Raw genomic sequence first — 20,420 nt, forward strand, 5'->3', positions numbered from 1 at the left:
GTAGCACCTCAGTAGACGTCGCGGACGTAGCGCTTCTTGGCGACCAGTTGTTTACGAAAGGCGAGGGCACCGGCCTCGTCGAGGTTGCCGTGCACGCGGGCGATACGTAGCAGCGCGTCGTCCACGTCCTTCGCCATCCTTGTCGCGTCGCCGCAAACGTAGAGGTGGGCCCCGTCGGACAGCCAGGACCATAGTTCGGCGCCGTGTTCGATCATGCGGTGCTGCACGTAGATTCGCTCGCGCTGGTCGCGGGAGAAGGCCAGGTCGAGGCGGGTGAGGAAGCCGGAGCGGAACATGTCTTCGAGTTCGGTGCGGTAGTAGAAGTTTCGCGCGGCGTGCTGTTCGCCGAAGAACAGCCAGTTGCGGCCGGTGCAGCCGAGTTCTCTACGCTCGTGCAGGAAGCCGCGGAACGGCGCGATGCCGGTGCCGGGGCCCACCATGATCATCGGTGCCGTCGGGTCGGCGGGCGGGCGGAAATGCGGTGCGCGCTGCAGGAAGATCGGCACGGCGGTGGGGTCGGTGCCCGCCCGATCGGCGAGGAAGGTCGAGCAGACCCCGCCGCGCCGGGCCGACGATCCGGTGGTTGCGGGATCGCCGTAGCGCACGATGCCGACGGTCAGTTGCACCTCGTCGGGACTCACCAGCGGGCTCGACGAGATCGAATACTGGCGCGGCTGCAGCTTTTTCAGCGTGCCGAGCCAGTCGACCAGATCGGCCCGCACCGGAAAGTCGCGCAGCACGTCAACGGCCTGGCGGTCCCACAGATAGTTGTCGAGCTCGTTGCGGTTGTCGCGCCGTAGCAGCTTCGCCAGCCGGACGTTCGAATTGCGTTCGGCGATAAAGGTGAGCAGGTCGTTGCTCACCTTGCTGATGTCGTAGTGCGTGCGCAATGCCTCGGCCAGCGACAGTTCCCGATCGTCGAGCTCGATGATCCGGCGGCCGTCGAGCCCCGTGCTGGCGAGCCACTCGTTCACCAGTGCCGCGTCGTTGGTCGGCCAGACGCCGAGCGAATCGCCGACCTCGTAGTCGGCTTCGAGTCCGCGCAGATCGAAGCCGAACTGCCGCACCTCTTTCGAAGAGCCGTCGCGGGTCAGTGATTCGTTGCGCACCAAGGGTGCGGGCACCGGCGCCTGACGAGTGAACGAGGCGATCTGTCGTCGGGTGCGTCCCGGTGCGGGGGCGGCGGCTCGGGCGAGCACCGTCGTCATGGTTCTGTTGTCGGTCGGTCGGCTGCGGGGTTTCGACGGAACATCTTCCGGCACAGCGCCTTCCATCGCCTCGCCGAGTATGCCGACGATCGAATCGAGCCAGCGCTCGGCGGGCTCCTGGAAGTCCGGCTCGCTGTCGACCCGCGTAAGTAGCCGCATCGCACCGTATTCGGCGAACTTCTCGTCCAATTTGCGCCCGTGCCCGCAGAAGTCGTCATAGGAGGAGTCGCCGAGCGCGAACACCGCATAGCGCACGGCGGCGAGCTGAATCGCGCTGCCGTCGAGCCGGCTCCAGAAGTCGGCGCCGTTGTCCGGTGGCCCGCCGTCGCCGAAGGTGCTGCTGATCACCAGCACGTCACCGGCCAGCTCGGCCACCGCGCACGAGTCCATGTCGAGCAGCCTTGGCGCAAAACCACATTCGGTCAGCCGCGCGGCCACCGTCGCGGCGAGTTCCTCCGCCGTCCCGGTCTGCGATGCCCACAGCACGGTCACCGGGTGCGCGGGCGCCGCGTCGGGCGCGGCAGTCGATGCGCGGGAGTACATGCCCGCCAGCACGCCATCGATCCACAGCCTGCTCTGTGCGGACATCGGCGCGGCGGCGGGCAGCACGGGCAGCCCGGTCACCGGAACCGCCTGTAGCGCGGCCAGATACCCGCTGAGATAGAGCCGCTCGGTCTCGCTGAGCATCGGGGTCGCGGCCGCGTCCAGCCCGAACACGGCGGCCAACGGATGCGCGGTGGCCGTCGAAGGCGTCGGTACCGCAGGCGATTCCGGCTTGTCCGCCGCCGGCACGGCCACCCGGCGCAGCGACACCGCGCACGCCTTGAACTCCGGCTGCAGCGAGGCCGGATCGACGGCGTCATTGGTCACCGCGTTGATCGTCAGATACTCACCGTGCTCGTCGTTCCAGTGGAACGGCACGAAGCAATCGCCCGGTCGCACCCGGTCGCTGAGCTGCACCGGCAGCACGGCCCGCCCACGCCGCGACGCGATTTCGAGCTGGTCGTCGGCCCGCAGCCCGAGCCGTTCGGCGTCGGCCGGATGCACCTCGACGAACGGCTGCCCGGTCAACTTGGTCAGCTTGCCGATCTTGCCGGTCTTGGTCATGGTGTGCCATTGATGCTGCAGCCGACCGGTATTGAGCAGGAACGGGAAGTCGTCGTCGGGCATCTCCGCCGGCGGCAGGTGCGGACGCGGCCAGAACACGGCGCGACGGCTCGGCGTGGCGAACGCCAGCCTCGGCTGATGACCGTCCGCGTCGACGTACAGGTGCTGACTGACCCCATCATTGACGTAGCGGATCGGGTTGCGCGAGCGGGCGCCGTCGGGACACGGCCACTGCATCGGCCCTTGCCTGAGCCGCTCGAAATCCATGCCGCGCAGGTCATATCCGGTGACCGGATTGGCGAACCGCTTGATCTCGGCGAAAACCTCGGCGCTGGAGGCGAACTCGAATCCGCCGAAACCCATCGCGGTGGCAACCTGGGCGATCAGCAGCCAGTCCGGTCTTGCGTCGCAGATCGGATCGACGGAACGCTGCAGCAGGGTGACGTTGCGTTCCGAATTCACCATCACCGCATCGGCTTCGGCCCACAGCGTGGCGGGCAGCAGCAGGTCGGCATAGGCGTTGGTGGCGGTCTCGGTGTAGGCGTCCTGGGCGATCACCAACTCGGCGGTCTCCAGACCGTCGAGCACCGTCTTCCGGTTGGCCACGGTGGCAACGGGATTCGTGCAGATGATCCAGGCGGCCTTGATCTTTCCGGCGGCCAGTTCGCGAAACATCTCGATGGTCCCCGGCCCTACCTCCCCGCGCACGGTGCCGGACTCCAGCCCCCACGCGGTTTCGACGAAGGCGCGGTCGGCGGGGGAGAGCACGCTGCGCTGGCCGGGTAGCCCGGGGCCCATGTACCCCATTTCCCGCCCGCCCATGGCATTCGGCTGTCCGGTCAGCGAGAACGGCCCGCTGCCAGGGCGGCTGATGGCGCCGGTGGCCAGGTGCAGATTGCAGATCGCGTTGGTGTTCCAGGTGCCGTGGGTGGACTGGTTGAGCCCCATCGTCCACAGCGACATCCACTCGCCCGCTTCGCCGATCAATCGTGCGGCCGTGCGGATATCGGCCTCGGCGAGCCCGGTGATCTCGGCGACCCGCGCGGGCGGATAGTCGCCGAGGAACTCGCCCATCCCGGCCCAGCCCTCGGTGTGCTCGGCGATGAAATCCTGGTCTATGTCACCGTTTTCGACCAGCAGATGCAGCAGACCGTTCAGCAGCGCCAGATCGGTGCCCGGCGCGATCTGCAGGAACAGATCGGCTTTGGCCGCCGTGTCGGTGCGCCGCGGATCGACGACGATCAGCTTCGCGCCGGCCTTGAGCCGATCGGCCATGCGCAGGTAGAGGATCGGGTGGCAGTCGGCCATGTTCGCGCCGATCACGAAGAACAGGTCGGCGTGCTCGAAGTCGTCGTAAGAGCCGGGCGGGCCGTCCGCGCCGAGCGACTGCTTGTATCCGGTGCCAGCACTCGCCATGCACAACCGCGAGTTGGCCTCGATGTGCACGGTCCGCAGATAGCCCTTGGCCAGCTTGGTCGCCAGGTACTGCGCCTCCAGCGACATCTGCCCGGAGACGTATAACGCGATCGCGTCGGGTCCGTGCTCGTCCAGGATCGCGCGCAGCCGGTCGGCCGCCTCGCGCACGGCGTCGTCGACCGGCACCGGCACCGGTTGCTGACCGCGCTCCGGCCGTCGGTACGCGGTCTCCATCCGGCCGGGCGTGCGCATGAGTTCCAGATGGGTGGCGCCCTTGGTGCACAGCCTGCCCGCGTTGGCCGGGTGCAGTTTGTCGCCGCTGACCTTGGTGATGACCGGCACCCCGTCGGCGCCCGCACGGGTCCGCACCGTGATGCCGCAGCCGACGCCACAGTATGAGCATGCCGTCCGCGCGGTGCCGTCCGCGGTTCTCGTGCCTGCGTCCACCATGCTCCCGATCATGGCCATCGTCGATTGCGGCCGGTTTACCGCGCGTTATCGACGTGTGACAATGACCCTCACCAGCGGAAAAGCTCTCGGTGAGGTGTGATGTAGATCGCTGGTCAGCCGAGCTTGTACGCCCGATGCAACGCGACGATCCCCCCGGTCAGATTACGCCACTTCACCGACGACCATCCGGTCTCGGCGATCCGCAGCGCCAGTTGCCGCTGGTTCGGCCAGGCCCGAATCGATTCCGCGAGATAGACATACGCGTCCGGGTTGCTGCTGACCGCGCGGGCCACCTTCGGCAGCGCCTTCATCAGGTATTCCATGTACACCGTGCGGAAACCCGGCACGATCGGCGTGGAGAACTCGGCGATGACCAGCCGACCGCCCGGCTTGGTTACCCGCAGCATCTCGCGCAGCGCGACGTCCGGATCGGCGACGTTGCGGAGCCCGTAGGAAATGGTCACCGCGTCGAACGAGTCGTCGGCGAACGGCAGCGCCATCGCGTCGGCCGCCACCATCGGCACCTTGCGGTGCTTACCCGCGGCGAGCATGCCCTGGGAGAAGTCGGCGGCCAGGCACCAGGCGCCGGATTTCGCCAGATCGAGCGTGGACACCCCGGTGCCGGCGGCGAGGTCGAGCACCCGCTCGCCCGGCCGTGGCGCGAGCGCCTTGCGCACCGCCCAGCGCCAATAGCGATCCTGGCCACCGGAGATCACCGTGTTGGTCAGGTCGTAGCGTCGCGCGACACCATCGAACATCGACGCAACCTCGTGCGGCTGCTTGTCCAACGAGGCCCGACTCGGTTCTGTTTTCGCCACGCCTGACCCTAACGTCCACGACGCGGCATGCCGAGGCAGGTACGGAGATTGCTCGGTCACATCGAAGCCGCGCGACCCGCGTCCGTTATGCCGTATGCGGAAGCCGCATTCGGGTGCCGGTGACGTCCGCGTAGTGCCCCATCAGTTCGGTGCAGATCGCGGGCCAGGTGCGGTGCAGCACCGATTTGCGTGCGGCACCGGCGAATCGGGCCCGCAGCACCGGATCATGCAGCGCCGCAACCGCACTCGGCAGTAGTTCGGCGAAGCGGTCGACCGGCAGCAGATAACCGTTGCGGCAGTGCGCGATCAGATCGCGCGGGCCGCCCGCGTCGGGACCGATCACCGGGATGCCGCAGGCCAGGGCCTCCTGCACGCCCTGGCAGAAGGTTTCGTGCTCGCCGGCGTGCACCATCACGTCCAGGCTCGCGTACGCCTGAGCCAGGGCATCGCCGCCGAGCTCGCCGGTGAACACCGCGGTCGGCATCATCCGCGCGAGCCGGTCCCGCTCCGGCCCGTCCCCGACGATCACCAACTGGATGTCGGGGTCCTTCCCGAGCACCGCGAGCCGCTCGACGTGCTTCTCCGGCGCGAGTCGTCCGACGAAGCCGACCACCAGCTTGTCGCCGTCGAGCCAGGAGTCGCGCAGTTCGGTGCGGCGCGCGGCCGGATTGAACCGGGCGATGTCAACGCCACGTCCCCATCGGTGCACGCGCGGAATGCCGTGCTGTGCCAGGTCCTCGGCCGCCGCGCGGGACGGGGCGAGCGTCCTGGTCGCGCCCTCGTGGATGCGCCGCGTCCAGGCCCAGGCCGCCCGGCTGGCCAGCGCGAGCCCGTAGCTCTTGGCGAAACCGGCGACATCGGTCTGATACACCGCGACCGTCGGCAGATCCAACCGCATCGCCGCCCCGAGCCCGCCGGCGCCGAGCAGGAACGGCGAGGCCAGATGCACCACGTCCGCGTCGAAGTCCTCGATCGCCGAGACGATGCCAGGCTGCGGCAGCCCCACCGGCAGCGAACTGATCTTCGGCACCATCACCGCAGGCACCCGGTGCACCCGGAACCGCTCGTGCCATCGGGCGGCCGGTGGCAACCCGCGCGGGGTGTCCGGCGCGATGATCAACGCGTCGTGGCCGTGCCGGTCCAGGTGATCGACCACCCGCAGCACGGAGTTGACGACGCCGTTCATATTCGGCAGAAACGACTCCGCAACGATCGCTACACGCACCACCTCAGGGTGACCGCCGCAGCGCGCCGTGTCGCCACACAAGCGTGAAGGACACCTAAAGATCGAGCGAACTCCTCGGGCCGGAGTTCACATGCCGAAGGCGTGGAATCGTGGATCGGCCATGTTCTCCTCGGTGGCGATCGCGCCGAGCATGGTGCGCAGCACGGCAACGGCTTCGGCGCCGTGCGCGCGGACCAGGCGCTGCTCGAAGCGGCGATGGAACTTCCGCGCGGCGCTGAGCAGATCGTTGCCGCGCTCGGTCGGGTACAGCAGTTTGGCCCGTCGGTCGTTCGGGTCGTCGCGCCGCTCGAGGTAGCCGCGCCGCTGCATGTCGTCGACGATCTGGGCCGCGCCCTGCTTGGTGATCTCTAGCCGTTCGGCCAGTTCGCTGATGTTCATCGGCTTGCGCGCCAGTGAGCGAAGCACGTATCCGTCGGAGCGTCCGCTGTCCTCGAAACCCTGTGCCGCCACGGTTTCTCGGAGCTCGCGCACGAACTCCTGATAGCCGAGGCCGAGCACGATGCCGAGATCCAGGTCTTGCGAAGGTGCCGTCATATCGTCATGATAGACAAGCCAACTTGAACAAGCTTACTTGTCTATTTAGGAGTGACATGCTCGTCATCAAAGCCGCAGAGGCCCCGCGCTTCGAGATGCCAGGCGCCGAATTCACCGCCATGGCATCGCCGAGTCGCGGCTCGGCCGAGGTCTGTACCTGGCGGCTCACCATCGCGCCGCAACACCGGGCCGACGGGTCGCACGTGCTCGATCGCGACGAGATCTTCATGGTCGTCGGCGGCCAACTCGACGTCAGCGGGCAGCTGGTCGAGGCGGGGGATGCGATCGTCGTGCCAGCGGGCAGCCCGATCGCGGTGAGTAATCCTGGCGACGAACCGGCCGAGGCGTTCGTCGCGATCGCGGCGGGCTTCGCGGCCACCATGCCCGACGGCAGCAGGCTGGCGCCGCCGTGGGCTCAGTAGGTCAGCTCGATTTCGGCCGTCGCCTGCCGAGCCGCCGCAGCAGCCACAGCGTCGGCAAGGCGACCAGCCACACCACGACGATCACCGACAACGCGGGTGGAATGGCAACGCGCACATCGCGTCCCTCCACCCGCACCAGATCGGGATCCGCGCGGTTGTACTCGACCCTGATGCGCTCGCCCGCGGTGAGGTTGGTCGGATACAGCACGCCGACCTTCGGATTGTGTGTCTCCCCGTCCGGTGTCACGAACATGACCGCCGAGCGCAGCCGACCGGCGGAGAGCACCTCGGCGCTGGCCACACCCTTGTCCGAGCTGATCAGGTAGTCGTTACGCCAGGCGGCGAACACCAGAAGCACCACGAGCACGCTGACCACCGTGGCAGCCGTGAGCACGCCGATTCTGGCCCGCCGCAGGCGGATCGAGCGCCGATCAGACTGGGTGGTTTCCAACACTGCAACAGGCTACCGACCGACTCGGATACGGTGTCGCGCATGTCCCGAAAATTCAGCTTCACCGTGCCTTATGCCGTCCCGGTCGAAGATCTTCACCGGGCACTTACCGACGACAAGGTCTGGCAGGCGCGTTTCGCCGACGCCGAGACCGCCACACTGGACCTCTCGCACCCCGAGGGTTCGGGCACCATCCGCATCCACATGACCGAGAAGGCCGCGCAGGACAAGATTCCCAGCGTGGTGAGCAAGGTGCTCAAGAGCGAGCTCATGCTCTCGCGCACCGACAACTGGCAGGCGCTCACCGGTGAGGTCGCCAAGGGCACCTTCGAGGGCGCCACCGGCGGCATCAACACCGAGATGTCGGGCACCTACGAAATGCGTTCTACCGCAGAGGGTTCCGAGATCGAGGTGGTCGGCACCGTGCAGGTGAAGGTGCCGCTGGTCGGCGGCGCCATCGAACCCCTCGCCGAGCAGCTGCACCACCGCGTGCTCAACAGCGAGCGCAAGTTCATCGAGGAGTGGGTCGCGGCCCAGGCGCCTGCCTGATTCAGGACCAGCCCCCGCCGTTCCGGTTTTCGCCGGAACGGCGGGCCGCTCGGTTACTGGGAATCCCCGAGAACCTGTCAGGAGAAGGGGGGAAGCTCGTCGGTGCGCATGGACATCCGGCCCGCGGCCCGCCACGCCCGCGCGGTCAGGTCGACGTCCTCGTCGGTGACCAGATTTCCCATCACCCGAACCGCCGTGCGCTGCAAGTACTTCGACCGCATTACCGGCGGCCCGCCGATCGGAACCATCCGAGGATGGGTGGCAAGCCCGGCGATCCGCCGCGCCACCGAGAAGGTGCGGCCGTATTTCGCGCGCAGCAATTCGGGCCAGATGCGGGTGAGGTCCGGCTCATCGAGCAGCTTGGCCAGCATGTGCCCGCCCTCCAGGCCGTAGTCGATGCCCTCGCCGTTCAACGGATTCACACAGCCCGCCGCGTCGCCGACCAGCACCCAGTTGCGCCCGGCCACATTCGACACCGCGCCGCCCATCGGCAACAGCGCCGAGGCAACCGCGCGCAGCGAACCCTCGAACTGCCACTCGTCGAAACGCAGCTTCGTGTAGTGCTCGAGCAATGGCTTCAGCGCGATGTGCGAGGGCCGTTTCTCGGTGGCCAGCGAGCCGACCCCGATATTGACCTCACCGTTGCCGAGCGGGAACACCCAGCCGTAGCCGGGGACCAGCGCATCGTCGGCGTCGCGCAATTCCAGATGCGAGGTGATCCACTGGTCGTCGCTGCGGCCGGACTTGATGTAGGCCCGGGCCGCCGTGCCGTACGCGTACTGCCGATGCCAGGTGCGCCCGAGCAGCCGTCCGATCGGCGAGCGCACGCCGTCGGCCACGATGAGCGTCGCGCAGTCGATGGTGTGCGTGCCCGCCGCTGTCCGCACGGTCACACCGGTGACCAGGTCGCCCGCGCGCGTGACATCGACCACCTTGGTGCCGTCGATCATCCGCGCGCCGGACTTCATCGCGGTCTCGCGCAGCTTGTCGTCGAGTTCGGTTCGGGGAACGGCACTTCCGTACGTCGGGAAGGAACCGGCTGGCCACGGCAGCAGTGCTTCCTTGCCGAAGCCGGTCATCCGGAGGCCGTGGTTGACGGTGTGCGCGCGCAGCCAGTCGCCGAGGCCGAGGTGTTCCAGCTCGGCCGTCGCGCGCGGGGTCAGCCCGTCGCCGCAGGTCTTGTCCCTGGGAAAGACGGCGGAGTCGAGCAGCACCACGTCCCGGCCGGCGCGCGCGGCCCACGCAGCCGACGCCGAGCCGGCCGGGCCTGCCCCGACGACAAGCACCTCGGCCCTGGCGGGCAGCGCGTCCCCGCCCGCGGGGGTGACTTCCGGTGAACCCATGACCTCAATACTTGCAGGGCAATCTTGTTCGTGTCGACGGCGGGCGCGTCACCGGCGGCGCGCCCGCCGACAACGGTGTGCGAATGTGTCTGATACACCGCATAGTGATGGTGTTCATGGGCCATCGGCTGGGGACACGCTAGGTTCTCTATCGTGGGGTCGGACGGATCGGTGGGAGAAGAAATGAGCACATCGGCTGTGAAGGACGAGAGCACGGTGGTTGCCGGGGTCGACCTCGTCGACGTCGAGCTCGCGGCGACCGTGCGCAACGGCCTGGAAGAGGTCGAGAAGCTCCTGGTCACCGAGCTGTCCGACGGTGCGGACTTCTTGCAGGAGGCGGCGCTGCACCTGGCAAGGGCGGGCGGCAAGCGGTTCCGTCCGCTGTTCACCATCCTCACCGGCCAGCTCGGCCCGCGCCCGACCGATCCCGCGTTGATCACCGCGGGCACCGTCGTGGAACTCGTGCACCTCGCGACGCTCTACCACGACGACGTGATGGACGAGGCGACCATGCGCCGCGGCGCCCCGAGCGTGAATTCCCGCTGGGGCAACAACATCGCGATCCTGGCGGGCGACTACCTGTTCGCGCACGCGTCCCGGCTTACCTCGACTCTCGGCCCTGACGCCGTGCGGATCATCGCCGAAACCTTCGCCGAACTGGTCACCGGCCAGATGCGCGAGACCATGGGCGCCCGCGAGTCACAGGACCCGGTCGAGCACTACCTGCGTGTCGTCTGGGAGAAGACCGGTTCGCTGATCGCGGCCTCCGGTCGATTCGGCGGCACCTTCTCCGGTGCGGGTACCGAGCACGTCGAGCGGCTGGCCCGCCTCGGCGACGCGGTCGGCACCGCCTTCCAGATCTCCGACGACATCATCGATATCTCCTCGGCCGCCGAGCAGTCCGGCAAGACCCCGGGCACCGACCTGCGCGAGGGCGTGCACACGCTGCCGGTGCTGTACGCGCTGCGCGACGAGGGCACCGAGGGCGACCGCCTGCGCAAACTGCTCGCCCGGCCGCTGGAGACCGACGCCGAGGTGGCAGAGGCCCTCGACCTGCTCTCCCGCTCGCGCGGCATGATGCTCGCCAAGGAGAAGCTGCAGGGCTACGCCGACATCGCGCACGCCGAACTCGCCAACCTGCCCGCCGGACCGGCCAACGACGCCCTCGAACACCTCGTTCGCTACACGATCGAGCGTGTCGGCTGAGGCAGGCGACGCAGCCTCGCTACGTTTCGATCAGGAACCTTTGCTCGGCCCTCATCGTTGACCTCATGTGATGCTCTTGGTCAGAGAGCCCGTGCGATTTCGGAGCTCGAAGTGACAACTGATCTCGTGAGCACATGGGTAACTCGCCGGGTACGGGCTTACTGACACGAGCTTCTACCGCCGGGCGCCGACGCCGATCTCGCGGCAGTCGAGTCTGGCCTAGAGACGCGGAGAGGCGGACATGCACGGGTATGCGAACGGGTTCAAGACGTTCGGATTGATGGTCGGCCTGTCGGCGTTGATCGTGGTCGCGGGTGCGCTGTTCCGCAGCCCGACGATCCTGATCATCGCCATCCTGCTTGCCGTCGGCATGAACGCCTACGCGTACTTCAACAGCGACAAGCTCGCGTTGAAGGCCATGCACGCGCAGCCGGTCAGCGAGCTGGAAGCGCCGGTGATCTACCGGATCGTGCGTGAGCTGGCGACCACCGCGCGCCAGCCGATGCCGCGGCTCTACATCAGTCCGACCAACGCCCCCAACGCCTTCGCCACCGGTCGCAGCCCACGGCACGCCGCGGTCTGCTGTACCAGCGGCATCCTGCAGATCCTCGACGAGCGGGAGCTGCGCGCGGTGCTCGGTCACGAGCTATCGCACGTTTACAACCGCGACATTCTCATCTCGTCGGTCGCCGGCGCGCTGGCCGCGGTCATCTCCGGCCTGGCCAACCTGGCCTTCTTCGCCTCGGCGTTCGGCGGTAATCGCAACGGCGATGGCCCCAATATGCTCGGCGTGCTACTCGTCTCGCTGCTCGGCCCGATCGCCGCGAGCCTGATCAAACTGGCCGTCTCCCGCTCCCGCGAATTCCAGGCGGACCAGTCCGGCGCCGAACTCACCGGCGACCCGCTCGCCCTCGCCTCGGCCCTGCGCAAGCTGGAGCGCGGCGTGCAAGCCGCCCCCTTGCCCCCTGAGCCGCAATTGACCGCTCAGTCACACCTGATGATCGCCAACCCATTTCGCACGGGTGAGCGCGCGGCGCGCTGGTTCTCCACGCACCCGCCGATGGCTGAGCGCATTGCTCGCCTGGAGGAAATGGCGGGCGGTCCGCGGCGCTACTGAGCCAGCACTTCAGCGACAGGTGGCCGGGGCGCGAGCGCGAATTCCGGAAGCCGTAATCGCTTGGCGCGCCCCACCACTCGTGTCATGAGCGGCTCGCGAGCCAGCTATCGGTAGTTGACGAACTGCAGTGCGATGCCGAAATCCTCGCCCTTCAGCAGCGAGATGACGGCCTGCAGATCGTCGCGCTTCTTGCTGCTCACCCGCAGTTCCTCGCCCTGGATCTGCGCCTTGACGCCCTTGGGGCCCTCGTCGCGGATCTTCTTGGTGATCTTCTTCGCATGCTCGGTGTCGATGCCCTGCACCAGCGTTCCGGTGATCTTGTAGGTCTTGCCGGAGGCGACCGGCTCGCCCGCGTCGAACGCCTTGAGCGAGATGTCGCGGCGAATCAGCTTCTCCTTGAACACATCAAGCGCCGCCTTGACCCGCTCCTCGGCCTCGGCCGTCAGCACGATCTTGTCCTCGCCGGACCACTCGATGGCCGCGCCGGTGTTGCGGAAGTCGTAGCGGGTGGTCAGCTCCTTCTCCGCCTGATGCAGCGCGTTGTCGACCTCCTGACGTTCGACCTTGCTGACGACATCGAATGACGAATCGGCCACACTTCGCTCCTGTCCTGGCGGTCCAACTGCTCGCTCGACCGGTTGATCGGTCACCGTTAGTTGTACCCCGGAGCGCGACCGTAGTCCCGCCGCATGGCCGATGGCCAGCCGGTTTGCATTCGGGGTGCGGTTGCGATGTATTCTGCTCTCCGCACTCAGTGCACGGCAGATTGCCCGAGCGGCCAATGGGAGCGGACTGTAAATCCGTCGGTGAAAACCTACGTAGGTTCGAATCCTACATCTGCCACCGGAAACCCCCGTGGATCGAACTTTGATCTACGGGGGTTTTTCGTTGGTACGGGTCTGTCAGCGGCTCCCCGCACCCCGACGTGCCGCGGAGGCCGCCGAAAAAGGCTTCTGACCACCCGGTTTGGAGCTCTGACCGTTGGGTGTGTAACCTCGTTCAAGACTTCGCCGCGCCGGGGTCGGGTATTTGGAGCCTGGTGCGAAAGTAGTCATGCCCCCTTAGCTCAGTCGGTAGAGCGTTTCCATGGTAAGGAAAAGGTCAACGGTTCGATTCCGTTAGGGGGCTCGCCGGATTGCCGGTGGTGACCGACTCGGCATCGCATATAGTTCCACTCCGGTGGGGCCGGGCGCGGCACTACAGCAATGCGACCCCGTGGCGGTGTAGCTCAGTCGGTAGAGCAAACGACTCATAATCGTTGTGTCGCCGGTTCAAGTCCGGCCATCGCTACCAAACCGATCAGACCAACTGGTTGACCCGAAAGAAGGAATATCGTGGCCGCGAAGTCCACCGATGTCCGGCCAAAGATCACCTTGGCCTGCGAGCAGTGCAAGCACCGCAACTACATCACCAAGAAGAACCGGCGCAACGACCCGGATCGGCTGGAACTCAAGAAGTTCTGCCCGAACTGCGGCACGCACCGGGGACATAAAGAATCCCGCTAGTCCGCCACGCGTGATGCTGCCGCGTGGATCGGTGTCCAGAGCCTGAATGCTCTGGACAATCTCGGATCGTGCCAGTGCGAGGGCCGGACGTTTGTCCGGCCCTGACGCATTTCTCGGTCGAGTGCGGTAGTGAGGGAGCGTAGCGAGCGAACCACCAAGACAGCCGCCTCAGCGGTTACGGCGGAGCCGAGCGTCAGCGAGGCGCAGCCGTAGACGCTCCGCCGACTCCGGATTTCGGGGTCAGATAGGTACAGTCCACCCGTGACAATCAACACCGGTACAGATGAAGCGGTTCAGGCGGTCGAGACCTTCGACCCCGCGGCACACGCGGCCTCGATGGTTGGTCACCACTACCGCGTCGACGACTACTACGAGGTCGGCCGCGAGAAGGTGCGCGAATACGCGCGCGCCGTGCAGGACTACCACCCGGTGCACTGGGACGAGGACCTGGCGCAGGAGTACGGCCACGACGGCCTGCTCGCGCCGCTGACCTTCATCTCCCTGGTCGGCATTCTGGCCCAGCGCAAGCTCTTCGAGCAGATTGTCACCGGCTACGACCTGAGCCAGATCCTGCAGACCGACCAGATCCTGGAATTCCACCGGCCGATCAAGGTCGGCGACCAGCTGGTCTGCGACGTCTACCTGCACTCGTTCCGGCAGGCCTTCGGCGGCGACATCATCGTCACCAAGAACATCGTCACCGCGCAGAACGACGAGCTGGTGCTCACCACCTACACCACGCTGATCGGCCGCAGCGGCGGCGATATCGACCCGAACCTCAACGAGGTGGTGCGCAACGTGCTGATGCACGGCATCGGCGAAGACGCACCGGATCATCGCCCGCGCGCCAACCCGCCCGCGCCCCTTGCCATCGCCAAGGTGCCCGAGGTCGCGCCGAGCAAGCACGCGATCAGCTTCGACGACATCGCGGCGGGCGACGAACTGCCCGCGCGCATCGTCCGGCTGACCCGAGGCGACCTGGTGAACTACGCCGGAGTCTCCGGCGACGCCAACCCGATCCACTGGAGCGACGAGGTCGTCAAGCTCGTCGACCTGGAAGACGTTGTCGCGCACGGCATGCTCACCATGGGCCTCGGCGGCGGCTTCGTCACCTCCTGGCTCGGCGATCCCGGCGCGGTCAAGGAGTACAACGTCCGCTTCACCAGCCCGGTCTATGTGGGGACGGACGAGGCCGCCGAGATCGAGTACACCGGTAAGGTGAAGTCCGTGGATCCGGAGACGCGGACCGCGGTCGTCGCCATCGTGGCGAAGTCGGCGGGGCGCAAGATCTTCGGGCGCGCGACGGCCACCGTTCAACTCGCTTGACGGCCCGCCGGGGTCCTGACCTGGTCGACTGACCCTGATTGGCAAACGACGCGGACGGTAACGTACACTCAGGTTTCTGGGGTCACCAGCCGCTGCGCGCTGCTCTGTAGGGCTGGTTCCAAGCGAGTTCGCGAGAATTCGCCGATGGGGCCGGCAACTGCCGGAGTAGCGCGCGTGTTGTGTGACACCGGAACTGAACAACTGAATACCGAACAGTGGTTGGACGGCCAACACGGATCCAACCGAAGGGGCGTAGCTCAACTGGCAGAGCAGCGGTCTCCAAAACCGCAGGTTGCAGGTTCAAGTCCTGTCGCCCCTGCCTTCCGTAGCGACTGCTTGCAGGTCGCTCGAAAGAACCAGCAAGCCAGCGACGAAAGGATCGACGTGAGCGAGCGGGAAGATCGCCTGGGCGCACATGCGGCCGACGACGGCGATGACACCGCCGGGGTAGCTCGGCCGAGCGGCAAGCGTTCCGCCCGGCGGACCCGCAACGCGTCGTCCGACACTGGTTCGATCGCCACACTGGATCGTCCTGCGTCGCGCAAGGCAGACAAGACCGATCGGGCCGAACGCAAACGGAGCTTCAACCCGTTCAAGCGTTTGATCAAGTTCCTGCGTGAAGTAGTCGCGGAACTGAAAAAGGTGATCTGGCCCAACCGGAAGCAGATGGTCACCTATACGAGCGTTGTTCTGGTGTTCGTGATCTTCATGGTCGCGTTCATCAGCGGATTGGATCTGGCGTTCATCAAGGGTGTCAACTGGCTGTTCGGCTAGAAACCGGCGCTTGCGACTGCTTGCAGGTCGCTCGAACGGGTCAGCCGATGCCCGCCGATCCCGGGGCAGACCCGGGCGGACCTAGTTCCGCCGCGCGCCCGGCCCCGGCACGCAGAGGATGTACGTGACGACACAGGAAGCGAGTGCCCCAGTGAGCACCCCGGAGAACGACACAAACGAAGAGTTCCCGGTCGAGGACGCGGTGGTGGATCCCACGACCGAAGACGCCACGACCGTCGAAGACTCCGAGGACGTGGACTCCGAGGGTTCCGCCGACTCTTCGGACTCCGAGACGGAGACCGAAGAGGAAGCCGCTGCCGAGGCCGCTCCCATCGACGAAGAGCCTGCCGACCCCGTCGCCGAAATGAAGGCCGCGCTGCGTCGCGCCCCCGGTGACTGGTACGTCATCCACTCCTACGCCGGTTACGAGAACAAGGTGAAGGCCAACCTCGAGACCCGCGTGCAGAACCTCGACCTCGAGGAGTACATCTTCCAGGTCGAGGTGCCGACCGAAGAGGTCACCGAGATCAAGAACGGCCAGCGCAAGAACGTCAACCGCAAGGTGCTGCCCGGCTACATCCTGGTCCGGATGGAACTCAACGACGAGTCGTGGGGCGCGGTGCGCAACACCCCCGGTGTCACCGGTTTCGTCGGTGCCACCTCGCGTCCGTCGCCGCTGACCCTCGACGACGTGGTGAAGTTCCTCGTCCCGGCCGCCCAGCAGAAGAAGGCTCCGGCCGCCGCTGGTGCCTCGGGTTCGGGCGAGTCCGCCACCGAGTCGGTCTCCAAGCCGACCATCGAGGTCGACTTCGAGGTCGGCGAGTCGGTGACCGTGATGGACGGCCCGTTCGCGACGCTGCCCGCCAGCATCTCCGAGGTCAACGCCGAGCAGCAGAAGCTCAAGGTGCTCGTGTCGATCTTCGGCCGCGAGACCCCGGTGGAGCTCGGCTTCACCCAGGTCGCGAAGATCTAAGACGTTCCGTCCTCGACGGAATGAATCGGCCCGGACCACGGGTTGATTCACCAGGACTTGCAAAGAGCAAGGAAAACAGACACCTAGGAAAGAAAGATGCCCCCCAAGAAGAAGAAGCTCGCCGGGATCATCAAGCTTCAGATCCAGGCCGGCCAGGCGAACCCCGCCCCTCCGGTGGGTCCTGCGCTCGGTCAGCACGGCGTGAACATCATGGAGTTCTGCAAGGCGTACAACGCCGCGACCGAGTCGCAGCGTGGCAACGTCATCCCGGTCGAGATCTCGGTCTACGAAGATCGCTCGTTCGACTTCAAGCTGAAGACCCCGCCCGCCGCTCGGCTGCTGCTCAAGGCCGCCGGTGTGCAGAAGGGTTCGGCTGAGCCGCACAAGACCAAGGTCGCGAAGATCACCATGGACCAGGTCCGGGAGATCGCCAAGACCAAGGCCGAAGATCTGAACGCCAAGGACATCGACCAGGCGGCGAAGATCATCGCGGGTACCGCTCGCTCGATGGGTATCACCGTCGAAGGCTAGTCCGTAGCGATTGCTTGCAGGTCGCTCGAAACGACCAGCCAACCGCTCCAGGTGGGAGGGCCGGCCAGGCCCGATAACCACGGCTGAAACCAGAAACTAAGGACAGAGAATCATGGCAAAACGAAGCAAGGCGTATCTCGCCGCGGCCGAGAAGGTCGATCGCGACGCGCTGTACTCCCCGCTCGCCGCGGCGCGGCTGGCCAAGGAGACCGCGACCACCAAGACCGACGCGACCGTTGAGGTCGCCGTCCGTCTCGGCGTCGATCCCCGCAAGGCGGACCAGATGGTTCGTGGCACGGTCAACCTGCCGCACGGCACCGGTAAGACCGCCCGCGTCATCGTGTTCGCGGCCGGCGAGAAGGCCGCTGAGGCCGAAGCCGCCGGTGCGGACGCCGTCGGCGCCGAAGACCTGATCGAGCGGATCCAGGGCGGCTGGCTCGACTTCGACGCCGCGATCGCCACCCCGGACCAGATGGCCAAGGTCGGCCGGATCGCGCGCGTCCTCGGACCGCGTGGCCTGATGCCGAACCCGAAGACGGGCACGGTCACCAACGACGTGACCAAGGCCGTCAACGAGATCAAGGGCGGAAAGATCAACTTCCGCGTCGACAAGCAGGCCAACCTGCACTTCGTCATCGGCAAGGCCTCCTTCGCCGATGCCGCGCTCGTGGAGAACTACGGCGCCGCGCTGGAGGAGATCCTGCGTGTCAAGCCGTCGACCGCCAAGGGCCGCTACGTCAAAAAGGTGACGGTCTCGACGAACACCGGACCGGGCATCCCGGTGGACCCGAACCGCACCCGCAACCTCCTCGACGAGGACGCGTAGCGACTGCTTGCAGGTCGCTCGAAACGGCCAGCGTAGCGACTGCTTGCAGGTCGCTCGAAACGGCCAGCAAGTAGCACCTGAGTTATCCGCTAAGGGCGGGAACGCGATTCGCGTTCCCGCCCTTAGCGCATTCCCGGGCAGGGTCTGGCCGGGAACTAATTTCGGGCCCGTCGTCGTTGGCCCTGAGATGACGGTTGTCCTGCTCATCTCCGGGAGCACCCGTGGTGCCTCGACCAATTCCGCCGCATTGCGCACGGTCAAGGCGATCGCTCCCGACGGCGTCGACGTGCGCTGGTTCGACGGCCTCGCCGAGCTACCCGCCTTCAACCCGGACGACGACGGCACCGGGCACCCATCGGTTCTCGCACTGCGCGAACAGCTTTCGCAAGCGAACGCGGTCCTGTTCTGTACCCCCGAATACGCGGGCACATTGCCGGGCAGCCTGAAGAACCTGCTGGACTGGACCGTCGGCAACGCCGACCTATACGAGAAGCCGACCGCGTGGATCAACGCGGCCGCACCCGGCCGCGGCGAAGGAGCCGCCGCGACCCTGGCGCTTGTCCTCGGTTACGTCGGCGCCGACGTAGACCCCGACGGCTGTGCCCGGCTGCCGGTCGGCCGCGACGACCTCGGACCGGACGGCCTGGTGGCCACCGCCGAATTCCGCAGTGGCGCACTCGAAACGCTGAACAAACTGATAGCGCGATCGAAGGCCTGACCACGCCGAAGGCCGGAACGCGTCCGAGTCCCGGCCTTCGTCTGCGCACCGACCGAGGTCGGTCAGCTGGTCGAATCCTCCTGCGGTTGCGCGCCTTTGCGCCAGGCGAGCAGCACCGACTCGCCCTCCGGCGCACCCCACGGCAGGAACACGGCAACGACGATCGCGCACACCACGACCGCCGCCGCCGCGACCAGCGATGCCGTATGCGAGCCCTCGAGTGCGGCCGTTTTCATTGCGATGATGAGGTTTTCGCGCTGGCTCTCGAAGAACTGGGGGAGCGGGCGCTTGCGGAGCTCGAGCACGCTGAGCGGGCTGGACTTCACCAAGCCCTTCTCGTTCGCGTTCATCAAATTGGCTGGCACCGCGTCGATCCGCGGGGAGATCCTGGTCGTGTAGTACGACGCGACGATCGAGCCGAGCACCGCGACACCGAGGGTGCCGCCGATCTCACGGGTGGTGTCGTTGACCGCGGACCCGGCGCCCGCCTCGTTGAGCGGTAGCGACCCCATGATCGATTCGGTGGCCGGTCCCTGCACGATGCCGACACCAAGCGCCATGAACACCATCGCGGGTAGCACGTCGGTGACATACGGACTGTCCACCGTCACCTGACCGCCAAGATATAACCCGAGCCCGGTGCTCAACAGGCCGGTGACGATCACCGGTGTCGGCCCGAATCGCTGCGCGAGCAGTGTCGCGATCGGTGCGCCGATCGCCACCGAAAACGCGAAAGGTAGTGAGGCGATACCGAATTCGAGCGGCGTGTATTCACGCACCCCTTGGAAATACTGAGTGATCAAGAAAAGGAAGCCGAACATCGAGAAGTAGCAGATCGCAATGGACAAGGCGGGCATCGAGAATCGCCGATTGCGGAACAGTGTCATATCGAGAATCGGTGCCGCAGTGCGTAATTCCCAGACGACGAACGCGACGACCAGGATTATGCCGAGCGTACCGGTGCTCAGTGTCGTGGTGGAGAGCCAGCCGAAGCGCGGCGCCTCGATGATGGACCAGACCACCAGCGTGATGCCGGCGATGGACAACCCGATGCCGGGTACATCGAGCCGGCCGACCTGCGAGGAGCGCGATTCGGGCACCAAGAGCAGGGTGGCGGCGATCGCGACGACGGCCAGCGGCACGTTGATCCAGAAGACCGAATGCCAGGTGAAGTGCTCCAGCAGCCAGCCGCCCGAGATCGGGCCGATCGCGATGGCGAAGCCGGCCATGGCGGTCCACGCGGCAATGGCAAGGGCCCGTTCGCCTTTGTCGTGGAAGATGTTGATGATCAGGGCCAGCGTCGCGGGGAAGACGGCAGCGGCGAACACGCCCATCGCGGCACGCGCGGTGATCACGCCGCCCATCGAACCGGACAGCGCGCCAGCGATCGACATGATGCCGACCCCGGCGAGCCCGACGACCATGACCCGCCGACGGCCGAGCCGGTCGCCGAGGTTGCCGAACGCGAGCAACAGCCCGGCGAAGGTGAGGGTGTACGCATCGACGACCCACTGCAGGCCGCTGATACCGGTTTGCAGCTGCACCCCGATCGAGGGCAGTGCCACGTTCACGATGGTGTTGTCGAGGACGACAAGCAGTTCGGCGAGGCAGATCACGGCCAAGGCGAGAAAGCGCTGGTTACGTCGTTCCAGCAGCACCGGTGGATCGACTATGGAGGTTGCCATAGTTCAGCAGTCAAACAGTAACTGTCACTGTTGGTAACACCTTCAAGCAGCGATCTCGGCCACATAGTGAGATTGATGTGACGCACCGCACATGAAATTGGTTGCTGAATAGTCCCTATTCCGTGCGGGCCTACCCCGTTTTGGCAGATGGGGGTAGGTCCAGGTACATTGGACAACAGTTATCGACTAGTTCGATTCCTACCCAATCCGTTCTA

Annotated in this window: 19 protein-coding genes and 4 tRNA genes; 15 read left to right on the forward strand and 8 right to left on the reverse strand. The window is 66.4% G+C overall.

Annotation, left to right across the window (positions count from 1 at the left end; genetic code table 11):
* Positions 1-8: 8 nt before the first annotated feature.
* The 4 genes from OG203_RS29200 to OG203_RS29215 form a co-directional block, all read right to left on the reverse strand.
* Positions 9-4,181 carry a molybdopterin-dependent oxidoreductase gene (locus tag OG203_RS29200; RefSeq protein WP_405160460.1) on the reverse strand — a complete coding sequence of 1,391 codons (4,173 nt, stop codon included), beginning with the start codon at positions 4,179-4,181 and terminating at the stop codon, positions 9-11.
* A gap of 113 nt (positions 4,182-4,294) precedes the next feature.
* Positions 4,295-4,999 (reverse strand): demethylmenaquinone methyltransferase, encoded by a 705-nt coding sequence (locus tag OG203_RS29205; protein WP_405160461.1) that lies wholly within the window; start codon positions 4,997-4,999, stop codon positions 4,295-4,297.
* A gap of 85 nt (positions 5,000-5,084) precedes the next feature.
* A complete protein-coding gene (locus OG203_RS29210; protein ID WP_405160462.1) occupies positions 5,085-6,224 on the reverse strand; it encodes a glycosyltransferase family 4 protein in 1,140 nt (379 codons plus the stop codon).
* An 87-nt stretch (positions 6,225-6,311) separates the two neighbouring features.
* Complete coding sequence (locus tag OG203_RS29215; RefSeq protein ID WP_405160463.1) at positions 6,312-6,779, reverse strand: MarR family winged helix-turn-helix transcriptional regulator; 468 nt, start codon at positions 6,777-6,779, stop codon at positions 6,312-6,314.
* A gap of 56 nt (positions 6,780-6,835) precedes the next feature.
* On the opposite strand from OG203_RS29215, the gene OG203_RS29220 reads away from it, so the two are divergent.
* Positions 6,836-7,201 carry a cupin domain-containing protein gene (locus OG203_RS29220; protein WP_405160464.1) on the forward strand — a complete coding sequence of 122 codons (366 nt, stop codon included), beginning with the start codon at positions 6,836-6,838 and terminating at the stop codon, positions 7,199-7,201.
* 1 nt (position 7,202) lies between these two features.
* Here OG203_RS29220 and OG203_RS29225 read toward each other — a convergent pair whose 3' ends face one another.
* Positions 7,203-7,655, reverse strand: coding sequence for a DUF3592 domain-containing protein (locus tag OG203_RS29225; protein ID WP_405160465.1), 453 nt, complete (start codon positions 7,653-7,655; stop codon positions 7,203-7,205).
* 39 nt (positions 7,656-7,694) lie between these two features.
* On the opposite strand from OG203_RS29225, the gene OG203_RS29230 reads away from it, so the two are divergent.
* Positions 7,695-8,201, forward strand: a complete 507-nt coding sequence (locus tag OG203_RS29230) for a DUF2505 domain-containing protein (protein ID WP_405160466.1) — start codon at positions 7,695-7,697, stop codon at positions 8,199-8,201.
* 77 nt (positions 8,202-8,278) lie between these two features.
* Here the strand turns inward: OG203_RS29230 and OG203_RS29235 are convergent, their stop codons facing one another.
* The gene (locus OG203_RS29235; RefSeq protein ID WP_405160467.1) at positions 8,279-9,544 is read right to left on the reverse strand and encodes a geranylgeranyl reductase family protein; all 1,266 of its coding nucleotides are present in this window, start codon (positions 9,542-9,544) and stop codon (positions 8,279-8,281) included.
* A gap of 183 nt (positions 9,545-9,727) precedes the next feature.
* Here OG203_RS29235 and OG203_RS29240 point away from each other — a divergent pair, with 183 nt between their 5' ends.
* A complete protein-coding gene (locus tag OG203_RS29240) occupies positions 9,728-10,750 on the forward strand; it encodes a polyprenyl synthetase family protein (RefSeq protein ID WP_405160468.1) in 1,023 nt (340 codons plus the stop codon).
* Between the two features lie 241 nt (positions 10,751-10,991).
* Positions 10,992-11,867 (forward strand): zinc metalloprotease HtpX, encoded by an 876-nt coding sequence (gene htpX / locus OG203_RS29245; protein WP_405160469.1) that lies wholly within the window; start codon positions 10,992-10,994, stop codon positions 11,865-11,867.
* 104 nt (positions 11,868-11,971) lie between these two features.
* Here htpX and OG203_RS29250 read toward each other — a convergent pair whose 3' ends face one another.
* The gene (locus OG203_RS29250) at positions 11,972-12,463 is read right to left on the reverse strand and encodes a YajQ family cyclic di-GMP-binding protein (RefSeq protein ID WP_357385561.1); all 492 of its coding nucleotides are present in this window, start codon (positions 12,461-12,463) and stop codon (positions 11,972-11,974) included.
* Between the two features lie 164 nt (positions 12,464-12,627).
* Here OG203_RS29250 and OG203_RS29255 point away from each other — a divergent pair.
* The 11 genes from OG203_RS29255 to OG203_RS29305 all read left to right on the forward strand — a co-directional run bounded on the left by OG203_RS29255 (position 12,628) and on the right by OG203_RS29305 (position 18,520).
* A tRNA-Tyr gene (locus tag OG203_RS29255) sits at positions 12,628-12,710 on the forward strand.
* Positions 12,711-12,922: 212 nt separating this feature from the next.
* Positions 12,923-12,995: transfer RNA gene (locus OG203_RS29260), tRNA-Thr, on the forward strand.
* A gap of 89 nt (positions 12,996-13,084) precedes the next feature.
* Positions 13,085-13,160 (forward strand) — tRNA-Met (locus tag OG203_RS29265).
* A gap of 41 nt (positions 13,161-13,201) precedes the next feature.
* Entirely contained in the window at positions 13,202-13,372 is a 171-nt protein-coding gene (gene rpmG / locus OG203_RS29270; RefSeq protein ID WP_014988500.1) for a 50S ribosomal protein L33, read from the forward strand.
* A 267-nt stretch (positions 13,373-13,639) separates the two neighbouring features.
* Positions 13,640-14,698 carry a fused (3R)-hydroxyacyl-ACP dehydratase subunits HadA/HadB gene (locus tag OG203_RS29275; protein WP_405168043.1) on the forward strand — a complete coding sequence of 353 codons (1,059 nt, stop codon included), beginning with the start codon at positions 13,640-13,642 and terminating at the stop codon, positions 14,696-14,698.
* A 246-nt stretch (positions 14,699-14,944) separates the two neighbouring features.
* Positions 14,945-15,017, forward strand: a tRNA-Trp gene (locus OG203_RS29280).
* A 17-nt stretch (positions 15,018-15,034) separates the two neighbouring features.
* Positions 15,035-15,472 carry a preprotein translocase subunit SecE gene (gene secE / locus OG203_RS29285; RefSeq protein ID WP_405160470.1) on the forward strand — a complete coding sequence of 146 codons (438 nt, stop codon included), beginning with the start codon at positions 15,035-15,037 and terminating at the stop codon, positions 15,470-15,472.
* A 253-nt stretch (positions 15,473-15,725) separates the two neighbouring features.
* Positions 15,726-16,445, forward strand: coding sequence for a transcription termination/antitermination protein NusG (gene nusG / locus OG203_RS29290; RefSeq protein WP_405168044.1), 720 nt, complete (start codon positions 15,726-15,728; stop codon positions 16,443-16,445).
* Between the two features lie 96 nt (positions 16,446-16,541).
* Positions 16,542-16,976 carry a 50S ribosomal protein L11 gene (rplK, locus tag OG203_RS29295; protein ID WP_150399757.1) on the forward strand — a complete coding sequence of 145 codons (435 nt, stop codon included), beginning with the start codon at positions 16,542-16,544 and terminating at the stop codon, positions 16,974-16,976.
* Positions 16,977-17,088: 112 nt separating this feature from the next.
* Positions 17,089-17,802 carry a 50S ribosomal protein L1 gene (gene rplA / locus OG203_RS29300; protein WP_405160471.1) on the forward strand — a complete coding sequence of 238 codons (714 nt, stop codon included), beginning with the start codon at positions 17,089-17,091 and terminating at the stop codon, positions 17,800-17,802.
* A 187-nt stretch (positions 17,803-17,989) separates the two neighbouring features.
* Positions 17,990-18,520 carry an NADPH-dependent FMN reductase gene (locus OG203_RS29305; RefSeq protein ID WP_405160472.1) on the forward strand — a complete coding sequence of 177 codons (531 nt, stop codon included), beginning with the start codon at positions 17,990-17,992 and terminating at the stop codon, positions 18,518-18,520.
* Between the two features lie 62 nt (positions 18,521-18,582).
* Here OG203_RS29305 and OG203_RS29310 read toward each other — a convergent pair whose 3' ends face one another.
* Positions 18,583-20,205, reverse strand: coding sequence for an MFS transporter (locus OG203_RS29310; protein ID WP_405160473.1), 1,623 nt, complete (start codon positions 20,203-20,205; stop codon positions 18,583-18,585).
* Positions 20,206-20,420: the final 215 nt, after the last annotated feature.

It is taken from the genome of Nocardia sp. NBC_01499 (genome assembly GCF_045040275.1).
Taxonomy (GTDB): domain Bacteria; phylum Actinomycetota; class Actinomycetes; order Mycobacteriales; family Mycobacteriaceae; genus Nocardia.

Excerpts from the sequence above, each read along its gene's own strand:
- OG203_RS29230 (WP_405160466.1), top strand. The coding sequence starts at position 7,695 with ATGTCCCGAAAATTCAGCTTCACCGTGCCTTATGCCGTCCCGGTCGAA.
- OG203_RS29310 (WP_405160473.1), bottom strand. The coding sequence starts at position 20,205 with ATGGCAACCTCCATAGTCGATCCACCGGTGCTGCTGGAACGACGTAAC.
- OG203_RS29215 (WP_405160463.1), bottom strand. The coding sequence starts at position 6,779 with ATGACGGCACCTTCGCAAGACCTGGATCTCGGCATCGTGCTCGGCCTC.
- OG203_RS29235 (WP_405160467.1), bottom strand. The coding sequence starts at position 9,544 with ATGGGTTCACCGGAAGTCACCCCCGCGGGCGGGGACGCGCTGCCCGCC.
- OG203_RS29240 (WP_405160468.1), top strand. The coding sequence starts at position 9,728 with ATGAGCACATCGGCTGTGAAGGACGAGAGCACGGTGGTTGCCGGGGTC.
- rplA (WP_405160471.1), top strand. The coding sequence starts at position 17,089 with ATGGCAAAACGAAGCAAGGCGTATCTCGCCGCGGCCGAGAAGGTCGAT.
- rplK (WP_150399757.1), top strand. The coding sequence starts at position 16,542 with ATGCCCCCCAAGAAGAAGAAGCTCGCCGGGATCATCAAGCTTCAGATC.
- OG203_RS29305 (WP_405160472.1), top strand. The coding sequence starts at position 17,990 with ATGACGGTTGTCCTGCTCATCTCCGGGAGCACCCGTGGTGCCTCGACC.
- OG203_RS29220 (WP_405160464.1), top strand. The coding sequence starts at position 6,836 with ATGCTCGTCATCAAAGCCGCAGAGGCCCCGCGCTTCGAGATGCCAGGC.
- htpX (WP_405160469.1), top strand. The coding sequence starts at position 10,992 with ATGCACGGGTATGCGAACGGGTTCAAGACGTTCGGATTGATGGTCGGC.
- OG203_RS29200 (WP_405160460.1), bottom strand. The coding sequence starts at position 4,181 with ATGGTGGACGCAGGCACGAGAACCGCGGACGGCACCGCGCGGACGGCA.